General features: G+C 71.3%; 12 protein-coding genes and 1 pseudogene. 7 read left to right on the forward strand and 6 right to left on the reverse strand.

Features of this window, described 5'->3' with window-relative positions; all coding sequences use genetic code 11:
• Positions 1-122: 122 nt before the first annotated feature.
• Positions 123-401 (forward strand): hypothetical protein, encoded by a 279-nt coding sequence (locus ACTHJJ_RS02615; protein WP_440301378.1) that lies wholly within the window; start codon positions 123-125, stop codon positions 399-401.
• Between the two features lie 15 nt (positions 402-416).
• On the opposite strand, the gene ACTHJJ_RS02620 is transcribed toward ACTHJJ_RS02615, so the two are convergent.
• The 5 genes and pseudogenes from ACTHJJ_RS02620 to ACTHJJ_RS02640 all read right to left on the reverse strand — a co-directional run.
• Positions 417-827, reverse strand: a complete 411-nt coding sequence (locus tag ACTHJJ_RS02620; protein ID WP_440301379.1) for a Fur family transcriptional regulator — start codon at positions 825-827, stop codon at positions 417-419.
• Entirely contained in the window at positions 824-1,840 is a 1,017-nt protein-coding gene (locus ACTHJJ_RS02625) for a metal ABC transporter permease (protein ID WP_440301380.1), read from the reverse strand. The genes ACTHJJ_RS02620 and ACTHJJ_RS02625 overlap by 4 nt, the downstream gene beginning before the upstream one ends.
• Entirely contained in the window at positions 1,833-2,675 is an 843-nt protein-coding gene (locus ACTHJJ_RS02630; RefSeq protein ID WP_440301381.1) for a metal ABC transporter ATP-binding protein, read from the reverse strand. Before ACTHJJ_RS02630 ends, ACTHJJ_RS02625 begins: the two co-directional genes overlap by 8 nt.
• The gene (locus tag ACTHJJ_RS02635) at positions 2,672-3,619 is read right to left on the reverse strand and encodes a metal ABC transporter substrate-binding protein (RefSeq protein WP_440301382.1); all 948 of its coding nucleotides are present in this window, start codon (positions 3,617-3,619) and stop codon (positions 2,672-2,674) included. The genes ACTHJJ_RS02630 and ACTHJJ_RS02635 overlap by 4 nt, the downstream gene beginning before the upstream one ends.
• A gap of 83 nt (positions 3,620-3,702) precedes the next feature.
• A pseudogene (locus ACTHJJ_RS02640) lies at positions 3,703-4,038 on the reverse strand (DUF6703 family protein); the annotation flags it as partial.
• A gap of 32 nt (positions 4,039-4,070) precedes the next feature.
• Here ACTHJJ_RS02640 and ACTHJJ_RS02645 point away from each other — a divergent pair.
• Entirely contained in the window at positions 4,071-5,486 is a 1,416-nt protein-coding gene (locus tag ACTHJJ_RS02645; protein WP_440301383.1) for a glycine--tRNA ligase, read from the forward strand.
• Positions 5,487-5,555: 69 nt separating this feature from the next.
• Positions 5,556-6,122 (forward strand): HEAT repeat domain-containing protein, encoded by a 567-nt coding sequence (locus tag ACTHJJ_RS02650; RefSeq protein ID WP_440301384.1) that lies wholly within the window; start codon positions 5,556-5,558, stop codon positions 6,120-6,122.
• Between the two features lie 77 nt (positions 6,123-6,199).
• Here ACTHJJ_RS02650 and ACTHJJ_RS02655 read toward each other — a convergent pair whose 3' ends face one another.
• A complete protein-coding gene (locus ACTHJJ_RS02655; protein WP_440301385.1) occupies positions 6,200-7,027 on the reverse strand; it encodes a sulfurtransferase in 828 nt (275 codons plus the stop codon).
• A gap of 26 nt (positions 7,028-7,053) precedes the next feature.
• Between ACTHJJ_RS02655 and ACTHJJ_RS02660 the strand changes: the two genes are divergently transcribed.
• The 4 genes from ACTHJJ_RS02660 to ACTHJJ_RS02675 form a co-directional block, all read left to right on the forward strand.
• Positions 7,054-7,794 carry an alpha/beta fold hydrolase gene (locus ACTHJJ_RS02660; protein WP_440301386.1) on the forward strand — a complete coding sequence of 247 codons (741 nt, stop codon included), beginning with the start codon at positions 7,054-7,056 and terminating at the stop codon, positions 7,792-7,794.
• A gap of 92 nt (positions 7,795-7,886) precedes the next feature.
• A complete protein-coding gene (dusB, locus tag ACTHJJ_RS02665; RefSeq protein WP_440301389.1) occupies positions 7,887-9,065 on the forward strand; it encodes a tRNA dihydrouridine synthase DusB in 1,179 nt (392 codons plus the stop codon).
• Between the two features lie 150 nt (positions 9,066-9,215).
• Positions 9,216-9,854, forward strand: coding sequence for a YdeI/OmpD-associated family protein (locus tag ACTHJJ_RS02670; RefSeq protein ID WP_440301387.1), 639 nt, complete (start codon positions 9,216-9,218; stop codon positions 9,852-9,854).
• A 132-nt stretch (positions 9,855-9,986) separates the two neighbouring features.
• Positions 9,987-10,486 (forward strand): SigE family RNA polymerase sigma factor (locus ACTHJJ_RS02675; RefSeq protein ID WP_440301388.1); only part of this gene is annotated, 500 nt, incomplete at its 3' end.

Consider the following 10,486-nt stretch of genomic DNA (forward strand, 5'->3'; position numbering starts at 1 on the left):
CTCCCTGACGGGAGGACCAGCACGGGCGCGGCGCATACTGGGTACGAGGGGAAGGACCGGTCGGAGCGGTCGTCGAGCCGTTTCGCCAGCCACGAGGGAGTGGCTACCACCGAGGAGGCGAGATGGCCGTCCAGCACCGGGTCCCCGAGGGGGAGCGCACGGGACGCCTCAAGCCGATCATCGGCGGCGGGATCGCCGCGATCGCGCTCTTCGTGCTCAACGTGACGCTCGGCGTCCTCACCATCCTCGTGCTGGGGGGCGTGGCGGGCGGCCTGGCCCTGTTCCGTGAGCACGGCGCCAAGGGGCTCAGCCGCTTCTTCATCGGCATGTTGCTCGGGATGGTCCTCTTCCTCGTCCTGGCGTGGTACGGCACCGCGACCACGACCCCCGCCTCCCAGTAGGCAGTGGGGCCGGGCTCAGGGCATCGCCCGGCGCGCGCACTCCGCACAGGTGCCGAAGATCTCGAGGCTGTGCGTCACCTCGGTGAAGCCATGCTCGGCCGCGACCCGGTCCGTCCAGGTCTCGACGGCCGGACCCTCGATCTCGACCGTCCGGCCACACGACCGGCAGACGAGGTGGTGGTGGTGTCCCGGCTCGCAGGCGCGGTACACCGCCTCGCCGTCGTCGGTGCGCAGCACGTCGACCTCACCCGCCTCCGCCATGGCCTGCAGGGCCCGGTAGACGGTGGCGAGGCCCACCGTCTCGCCCGCGTCACGCAACCGGGCATGGACCGACTGGGCGGAGGCGAAGTCCTCGCTCTGGCCGAGCATGTCGGCCACCGCCTGCTGCTGTCGCGTGGGCCGGCGGGTCACACGTCGGGTCGTCATGCGCGGATCTCCTCGTCATCCTCGGTCGCCTTCCCCGCAGCGGCCGAACCGGCGCCGTGCTCGTCGTAGTGGCCCTGGTGCGCTGCATGCCGGTGGCCGTCGTGGACGTAGTCGACGTGGTCCCCGTGCAGGATCGCCTCGTGGCCGCACTCGGGCCCGTGCTCGTGGTCGTGGCCCTCCGCGATCGCGTGCCTCCGCTGTCTCACGCCGCGCCAGATCGCGGTCCCGCAGGCCGCGACGACATAGATGAGGACGGCCAGCACGACGATCGTGCCCCCGGAGGGCGTGTCGAGCGGATAGGACACGAAGACGCCCCCGAGCGCCGAGACCAGCCCGACGGCGATGGCCCAGCGAAGCCCGCTGGTGAAGCTGCGCGCGAGCAGCTGACCCGCCGCGTTGGGCACGATCATGAGCGCGCTGATGAGGAGGAGGCCGACGACGCGCATCGCCACGACCACGGTGGTCGCGGTCAGCACGGCGAGGACGATGTTGAGGGGCAGGACCGGCAGCCCGACCGCCCGCGCGTACTCCTCGTCGTTGGCCACCGCGAAGAGCCGCGGCCAGAGGATCCAGATCGTCGCGATGATGACGAGGGCCAGGCCGAGGAACACCCACACGTCGGACGTCTGGGTCGTGAGGATGGAGCCGAAGAGGTAGCTCATCAGGTTGGCCGGCGTGCCCTCCGGTGCCTTGCTGATGATGACCACGCCCGCCGCGATGCCCCCGTAGAAGATGACGCCGAGGGCGACGTCGGCGTTGGTCCGGCCCCGGGCCCGCAGCAGCTCGATGGCGACGGCGGCGGCGACCGCCGCGATGAGCGCGGTGAGGACCGGCCCCTGCCCGGTGACGAGACCCACCGCGACACCGGCCAGGGCGACGTGCCCCATCCCGTCACCGATGAGCGAGAGCCGCCGCTGGACCAGGAAGATGCCGACCATGGGTGCGACGAGACCGACGAGGAGGGCGGCGATCAGGGCCCGCTGCATGAAGTCGGTCGTGAGGATCTCAAGCATGGCCCTCTCCTGACGGGTCGACCGGGCCGCGGGGGAGCACCGCGGTGGGTGCCTGGTCGTCCAGCTCGCTGTCGTGGTGGTGCGCGTCATGGTCGTGATGGACCGTGGTGCGGCGAGCGGCATACTGCTGCGGCGTCCCATCGAAGGTGACGTGCCCGCCGTCGACGACGACGATCCGGGTGAGGATCCGCTCGAGGGCACCGAGCTCGTGGGTGACGATGACCATCGTCACCCCGCGCTCGACGAGGCGGGCCAGCACGTCGGCGAGCACGTGCTGGCTCGCGGCGTCGACGCCGGCCGTCGGCTCGTCCATGACGAGCACGTCCGCCTGGCCGGCCAGCGCCCGCGCGATGAGGACGCGGCGCTGCTGCCCGCCGGAGAGGGTCGTGACCTCGGTGGCGGCGCGGTCGCCGAGCCCGACGAGCTCGAGCGCCCGGGCGACGACCTGGCGGTCGGTGGCCTTCAGGCGGCCGAGCCAGCCGAGCCGCGGGAGGCGTCCGGTCGCGACGATCTCCTCCGCGGTCGCGTGGATCGAGGACGAGAGGGTATGCCGCTGGGGGACGTAGCCGACGCGGGCGCGGTCACGCTTCTCGTCGGTGTCGTCGCCGAAGAGGCGGACCGTCCCGGCGAGGTGCTCGTTGAGCCCGAGGATGCCCTTCATGAGGGTCGACTTGCCGGCGCCGTTGGGGCCGAGAACGGCGACGATCTCACCGCGACGGATGGTGAGGTCGACGTCCGTCACGACCGCGTGCTCGCCGTAGCCGAAGCTCGCGGCCCGCAGGTCGATGACCGGCGTTGCCGTCGCCGTCGCTGCGGTCGCTGTGGAGGTGTTCATGTGCAGTCCTGCCCCTTCTCGAGGGCGACGAGATTCGCCTGCATGACCTCGAAGTAGTCCTTGCCGGCTGAGGCGCTGGTGATGCCCTCGACCGGGTCGAGGGTTGCGACCCTCGCCCCCGTCTCGGACGCGATGACCTGTGCGAAGTGAGGCTCGACGAGGGTCTCCTGGTAGACCGTCGTGACGCCGTGCTGCTTGACCAGGTCGGCGATGCCGGCGAGGGCTGCGGCGGACGGCTCGGTCTCGGGGCTGAGGCCGGTGATGCCGTGCTGCACCAGCCCGTAGCGCTGGGAGAGGTAGCCGAAGGCCGCGTGGCTCGTCACGAGGTTCTTGATGCGGCAGTGCGCGAGCCCGGAACGGTACCGGTCGTCCAGTGCGGAGAGCCGGTCCACGAACGCCTTCGTCCTCGCCGTGTAGTCGGCGGCGTGGGCAGGGTCGACCTCGGCGAGCCGCTCCCCGATCGCCTCGGCGACCGTCGCGTAGCGCTCGGGGTCGAGCCAGAAGTGGGGGTCGACCGCATGGTCGTGCCCGTCCCCAGCCGCGTGGGACTGGTCGTCCTCGGCGCCGCCCAGGGTCAGGTCCGCGACGGGCGTGACATCGAGGACCTTGCTGGTGTCGAGCAGGCCCATCGCGTCGTCGACGGCGGCCTGGAACCCACTCTCATAGACGAGGAGGTCCGCCTTGCGCAGGCCGACGACCTGCTTCGCGCTGAGCTCCACGTCGTGCGGCTCCGCGCCCGGCTTCGTGAGGGTGGTGACGGACGCCTGTGGTCCGGCGATCTGCTCCACCGCGAACTCCAGCGGATAGAACGACGTCGCGATGGTGAGGTGTCCGGAAGCCGTCGAACGCGTCCCGATGGCGTCCGAGCTGCTCGCACAGGAGGCGAGCGCCAGCATTCCGCTCAGGGCGAGGGCGGCGACAGCGACAAGGCGACGAGGGCTCATGGCGAGAATCATTCTCAACATGAGATTCATTGTCAAATTGCCGCGAGGCGGTGCGCAGGCGCCGGTCGCCCACGGGTGGGCGGTCAGCCGCGGGGGATCAGCCTGACGACCGCGACGGCGATGACCAGGGCGAGGACGGCGAAGCGCAGCAGCCGCTCGGGCAGGTGGAGCCGCTGCCAGGTCAGGAAGATCATCCACCCGATGAAGAGCCCGATGACGAGGAACGCGATGCCGCCCCAGGGCGTCGGCGCGAAGATGCCGACGGCGAGCAGGGCGACGAGCAGCACGAGGGCGAGGGACTTCGGGGCACGGTTCATCCGCTCGAGCCACGGGACGGAGGCGTGCTCGATACGGGACCGGAGGCTGAGTGACACACCACGAGGGTAGGGGACCGGGGACCTGCTATGGACCTGGGGACGCCCTCGTCTGGGTGGCGACTACCCTTCCGCCCATGGCCAAGCACACCTCGACCGTCGAGACCATCGTCAGCCTCTGCAAGCGTCGAGGCTTCGTCTTCCCGTGCGGTGAGATCTACGGAGGCACGCGATCGGCCTGGGACTACGGGCCCCTCGGGGTCGAGCTCAAGGAGAACATCAAGCGGCAGTGGTGGCGGTCGGTCGTCACCGCCCGGGACGACGTCGTCGGTCTCGACAGCTCGATCATCCTGCCGCGGGACGTCTGGGTGGCCTCGGGCCACGTCGGGACCTTCACCGACCCCCTCGTGGAGTGCCTGAGCTGCCACAAGCGGCGCCGCCAGGACCACCTCCAGGAGGCGCTCTACGACAAGCTCGGTGCCAAGGCCGCCGAGGCCGGCTGGGCGAGCCCCGACGACATCCCGCTGTCCGAGATCGGCTGTCCCGACTGCGGCACGAAGGGTCGCTGGACCGAGCCGCGCGACTTCCAGATGATGCTCAAGACCCACCTCGGGGTGATCGAGGACGAGACCGGGCTGCACTACCTGCGACCCGAGACGGCGCAGGGCATCTTCGTCAACTTCGCCAACGTCGTCGGCGCCGCCCGGAAGAAGCCACCGTTCGGGATCGCCCAGGTGGGCAAGAGCTTCCGCAACGAGATCACGCCGGGCAACTTCATCTTCCGCACCCGCGAGTTCGAGCAGATGGAGATGGAGTTCTTCGTCAGGCCGGGCGAGGACGAGGAGTGGCACCAGTACTGGATCGACGAGCGGACCCGCTGGTACACCGACCTCGGCATCCGATCCGAGAACCTGCGCCACTTCGAGCACCCCAAGGAGAAGCTCTCCCACTACTCGAAGCGCACCGTCGACCTCGAGTACCGGTTCAACTTCGCCGGCAGCGAGTGGGGCGAGCTCGAGGGGGTCGCCAACCGCACCGACTTCGACCTCGGGCAGCACTCGCAGCACTCCGGCCACGACCTCAGCTACTTCGACCAGGCCTCTGGCGAGCGCTACCTCCCCTATGTCATCGAGCCCGCGGCCGGCCTGTCCCGGTCGTTCATGACCTTCCTCGTCGACGCCTACGCCGAGGACGAGGCGCCCAACACCAAGGGCGGCGTCGACAGGCGGGTCGTCCTCCGGCTCGACCCGCGTCTCGCGCCGGTCAAGGTGTCCGTCCTGCCGCTCTCGCGCAACGCCGACCTCTCGCCCAGGGCCCGGGACCTCGCCGCCCAGCTCCGGCGCAGCTGGAACGTCGACTTCGACGACGCGGGCGCGATCGGCAAGCGCTACCGGCGGCAGGACGAGATCGGCACGCCCTTCTGTATCACCGTCGACTTCGACACCCTCGAGGACCAGGCCGTCACGGTCCGCGAGCGCGACTCGATGGCTCAGGAGCGCATCTCGCTCGACAAGGTCGAGGGGTGGCTGGCCCAGCGGCTCATCGGCTGCTGACGCTCCACATACCGACCACGCACCCGGTATGCCGCCCAGCGGGCGCCCGCTGAGCGGCATACTCGCGCTGTGGTGGCTGAAGCGGTCCTCGACGCGACCCCGGGAGATCGTGCCCGGGCCGCCGCCGACGCGCTCGGTGACCGGCAGCTCGTCATCTGGTGTGCGGCCCTGCTCGGCCGGCGGGCGCAATGGGGTGCCCCAGCGTGGCCGGATCCCGCTTGGCTCGCGGGCAAGGCCGCCCAGGGCTGGGGCGCGCCGGAGCGGCTGTCGGGGGAGCGGGACTACTGGGCCAGGGTGTGGGCGGCGCGGACACTGCTCTATGTCTGGGACGACACCGCGACAGCGGATCTTGTTGCCGGACTTGAGGATCCAGCCTGGCGGGTCCGGGAGATGTGCGCCAAGGTCTGCGCCCGCTGGGGCATCGATGATGCCGCCGACCGCAGTGCGGTGCTCGTCGCGGACGAGACGCCGCGAGTCCGGGTCGCTGCGCTCCGGGTCCTCGGTGCCTCGGGTGAGGGCGAGCACGTGTCGGCCGTCCGCGCGGCGCTGGATGACCCGGACGAGACGGTGCGCACCGCGGCGGATCGTGCCCTCGGTCGGCTCGCGGATCGACTCGACCGACCGGTGACCGAATGACGCCGTCCCAGACTGCGCCGAGCAGTCGCCACACCGGTGAAGTTCCCCGCTGCGCGGTGTGTCGCGTCGCCGGGCGGTCAGCGTCCGGTGGCGACCGGGCGTGACGGGTCGCGCACCCACTCGCTCCACGAGCCCGGGTAGAGCGTCGCCTCGATGCCGAGCTCGGCGAGGGCCAGCGCGTGGTGGGCCGCGGTGACGCCGGACCCGCAGTAGACGGCGACCGGCTCGCCGTCGTGGCCGTCGGCGACCTCGCGCCAGTGGGCGGCGAGATCGTCGCGGAACCTGCCCTCCCGGGTGAGCCACGACGCGGTCGGGCTGTTGAGGGCCCCCGGTATGTGGCCGGCGACAGGGTCGATCGGCTCGACCTCGCCGGCGTAGCGCTCCGCCGCTCGCGCATCGAGAAGCAGACCCGAGCCCGGCCAGGCTCCGGCGCCGGTCGCGTCGGTCGTCGGCATCGCGCCGGGTCGTGCCCGGAAGCCGCCGTCCCTGGGCTCCGGCTCCTGGGTGCTCACGGGCAGGTCGGCCGCCTGCCATGCGGCATACCCGCCGTCGAGGACCCGCACGTCGGTCAGGCCCACCCACCGGAACACCCACCACGCCCGGGCCGCCGCGAAGGACTCGCGCCCGTCGTAGACGACAACCCGGCTGCTGTCGCTGACCCCGCACCGGCGCAGGGCACGCTCCACGATGGCGGGGTCCGGCAGCGGGTGGCGGCCGCCCTCGCCCGGTGGGGCCGCGAGCTCGGTGTCGAGGTCGACGAAGAACGCTCCCGGGACGTGGCCCCGCTCGTAGTCGTCGCGGCCGGGGTTGGCGGCGGCGCCGGTCGTGAGGGTCCAGCGGACGTCGATGACGACGACACCCTCGATCTCGTGGGCGAGGTCGGCAGCGCTGATGAGGTGGGTCACCCGCCCATCGTGGCATCCTCGGGGGCGTGGTTCCCCACCTTCTCCTCGTCCACGGCTCGCGCTTCTCGAGTGCGCAGTGGTCACCCCAGCGGCGCCTGCTCGACGGGCGGGTCAGCACGGCACTCGTCGACCTGCCGGGACACGGCGCTCGCGCCGCGGAGACGTTCACCCTCGACCGGTGTGTGGAGGCGATCGACGAGGCGGTCTCCGCCGCGCCCTGCGGAGCGCCCGTCATCCTTGTCGGCCACTCCCTCGGCGGCTACGCCGCCATGGCGTATGCCGCTCAGCGCGCCTCGCGCCTGTCCGCCCTCGTCCTTGCCGGCTGCAGCACCACACCGGTAGGCCTGGGCGCGGCCGTGTACAGGTGGGTCGTCCGCGTCACGGACCGGCTCGGCGACACCCGGATGACGAAGCTCAACGACCGCCTGCTGCGCCGGCTCTACACGAGCGACCTCGTCGAGCCGGTGATCGCCGGTGGCTACTTCTTCACCCCGACGGCGGCCGCCTGGCAGGAGGTGATGGATACCTGCCGGCCCTCGATGCTCTGGGGTGTCACATGCCCGGTGCTGCTGCTCAACGGGCAGTACGACCAGTTCCGGCTCGGGACCAAGGAGTTCCTCCGGGCGTGTCCCACCGCCAGGGTCGAGCTCATCCCGCGGGCGGGCCACCTGTCCACCCTGGACCAGCCCGAGGCGTTCGCCGCGGCCCTGCTCCGCCTCGCCGATTCGGTCAGCGCCGCGGTGATTTGGGAGAATCGAGCGCTGTGACCGACGTCCTGACCCCGCGCGCCCGCCCGACCACAACGGTCGAGGGCCACCCCGGCGACCCCGCGGCCACGTCGCCCACAGGGTCCGGCCCCTTGCTCCCGCCGTTGCGCATCGGCCGGCACGTCATCGAGTCGCCGGTCGTCCTCGCGCCGATGGCCGGCATCACGAACCGCGCGTTCCGGCGGCTCTGCCGTGAGTACGGCCGCGAGGGAACTGCCCTCGGTGGCGCCTCCGGCGCGACGAGCCTCTACGTCAGCGAGATGATCACGACGCGGGCCCTCGTCGAGCGCACCCCGGAGACGATGCGGCTGATCGAGCACGACCCGGACGAGTACCCCCGCTCGATCCAGCTCTACAGCGTCGACCCGGCGACGGCTCGCGCCGCAGCCCGGATCCTCGTCCAGGAGGACCGGGCCGACCACATCGACCTCAACTTCGGCTGCCCGGTCCCGAAGGTCACCCGCAAGGGCGGCGGCTCGGCCCTGCCCTGGAAGCGCGACCTGTTCCGCTCCATCGTCGGTGCCGTGGTCGAGGAGGGGGCGAGGCGGGACATCCCCGTCACCGTCAAGATGCGCAAGGGCATCGACGACGACCACCTGACGTTCCTCGACGCCGCCCTCGCCGCGGAGGAGGAGGGTGTCGCCGCGGTGGCGCTGCACGGCCGCACGGCGGCACAGGCGTACTCGGGTGAGGCCGACTGGTCGGCGATCCGGCTGCTCAAGCAGACGGTCACCTCGATCCCGGTGCTCGGCAACGGCGACATCTGGTCGGCCGAGGACGCCGTCCGGATGGTCGCCGAGACCGGGGTCGACGGCGTCGTCGTCGGCCGCGGGTGCCTAGGCCGCCCGTGGCTGTTCACCGACCTCGCGGCCGCGTTCGCCGGCAGCGAGGCACGGGTCACTCCGACGCTCGGTGAGGTGGCCGACACGCTGCGCCAGCACACCCTCTATCTCGTCGACTTCTACGGCGAGGAGGACCGTGCCTGCCGCGACATCCGCAAGCACATCGCCTGGTACCTCAAGGGCTTCCCCGCCGGCTCCACGATCCGCAGCTCGCTGGCCCTCGTCGATTCGCTCGCCTCGCTCGACCGGCTCCTCACCGGCCTCGAGCGGAATGCGCCCTGGCCGGGGGAGCCCGCGGAGGGGCAGCGTGGCCGCGCCGGCTCGCCTCGCCGGGTCGCCCTGCCGGACGGATGGCTTGACTCGCGGGAGCTGTCCGAGGAGCACCAGCGCACGATCGCCGAGGCGGAGCTGTCCGTCTCGGGCGGCTGAACCGCGAGTCGCTACGGTTGTCATCATGATCGGCTATGTCCTCGGGTGGATCGCGCTGCTCGTCATCGCGGCGTGGGTCACCTACGTGATCAGCTCCCGCCGCAACCGTTGACCGCCGCAGGTGTCGGCCCGGACTGGCACCATTCCTCCATGCGACGCGGTGGAAGCCCAGAGCGCCCGGCCGTCTTCTTCGACGACGCGGCCGACTTCCGGTCCTGGCTCGAGGCCAACCATGAGACCGCCTCCGAGCTGTGGATGGGCCTCTACAAGAAGCACGTCGCAGAGCGTGGCCTCACCTGGGAGCAGGCCGTCCGCGAGGCGCTCTGCTTCGGCTGGATCGACTCGCAGGTGCAGCGCATCGACGAGGACGCCGTCCGGCAGCGCTGGACGCCCCGCAAGCCGGGCAGCACGTGGAGCAACATCAACATCGAGGCCGTCGAGCAGCTGACCGCCGAGGGCCGGATGCGCCCCGCCGGGCTCGCCGCCTTCGAGAGGCGCCGGGCCGACCGGTCCGGGATCTACGCCTACGAGAACGACCACCGCGCCTGGCCCGAGCACTACGAGGCGATGCTGCGGGCCAACGCCACGGCAGCGGCGTTCTGGGACGGCGCGACGCCGTCCTACCGGAGGATCGCGGCCAACTGGGTCGCCTCCGCGAAGCAGGAGGCTACCCGGGACAAGCGGATGGCGCAGCTCGTCCAGGACTGCGCGAGCCTGCGGCTCATCCCGTCGCAGCGCTACGGGAAGGAGCCTGGCTGGGTCGCCCGGCTGCGTGACGAGCTCGGCTGAGCGGCATACGGCCCGTTCCGGATGCCGCTGGGCGCCGTTCACGGCAAAGTACCTCCCGATGTCCTGCAACCTTTCGGGATGCGTGGGCGTGCATGAGGCTGAAGGCACTTTCGGCCGCAGAGGGAGGGCACGATGCCGCGACCGGACGTTGACGGCGAGTTCAGCTCGTTCGTCGCCGCGCACGGGCCTGCGCTGCTCCGATACGCCTACCTGATGACCGGCTCACCGGCCGACGCGGAGGAGCTCGTCCAGGACACCCTGGAGAAGGTCTACCTCGCCTGGCACCGGGTCGCTCGGGTCGGCTCGCCGCTCGCCTACACGCGCACCGCGCTGGCCCGCACCCACATCTCGCGATGGCGACGACACAGCCACCGGCTGGCGACCGAGACCCGGACAGCGTTCGACCGCTCCGTCAGCCGCGAGAGGGCATTCGAGTCCGCTCCGGAGGAGCGCGACGCGATGTGGCGCCTGCTGGCCACGCTGCCTCCCCGACAGCGCGTCGTCCTGGTGCTGAGGTTCTACGAGGACCTCAACGAGAAGGACATCGGCGAGGCGCTCGGCATCTCGGTCGGCACGGTGAAGAGCCAGCTGTCCCGCGGGCTCTCGACCCTGCGGGCGAGGCATGCCCTCGC

This window comes from Intrasporangium sp., from assembly GCF_051961875.1.
GTDB lineage: Bacteria > Actinomycetota > Actinomycetes > Actinomycetales > Dermatophilaceae > Intrasporangium_A.

Bases quoted from the DNA above. Each gene is read 5' to 3' on its own strand.
- ACTHJJ_RS02625 (WP_440301380.1), bottom strand. From the start codon at position 1,840: ATGCTTGAGATCCTCACGACCGACTTCATGCAGCGGGCCCTGATCGCC.
- ACTHJJ_RS02645 (WP_440301383.1), top strand. From the start codon at position 4,071: ATGGCCAAGCACACCTCGACCGTCGAGACCATCGTCAGCCTCTGCAAG.
- ACTHJJ_RS02635 (WP_440301382.1), bottom strand. From the start codon at position 3,619: ATGAGCCCTCGTCGCCTTGTCGCTGTCGCCGCCCTCGCCCTGAGCGGA.
- ACTHJJ_RS02615 (WP_440301378.1), top strand. From the start codon at position 123: ATGGCCGTCCAGCACCGGGTCCCCGAGGGGGAGCGCACGGGACGCCTC.
- ACTHJJ_RS02620 (WP_440301379.1), bottom strand. From the start codon at position 827: ATGACGACCCGACGTGTGACCCGCCGGCCCACGCGACAGCAGCAGGCG.
- ACTHJJ_RS02670 (WP_440301387.1), top strand. From the start codon at position 9,216: ATGCGACGCGGTGGAAGCCCAGAGCGCCCGGCCGTCTTCTTCGACGAC.
- ACTHJJ_RS02630 (WP_440301381.1), bottom strand. From the start codon at position 2,675: ATGAACACCTCCACAGCGACCGCAGCGACGGCGACGGCAACGCCGGTC.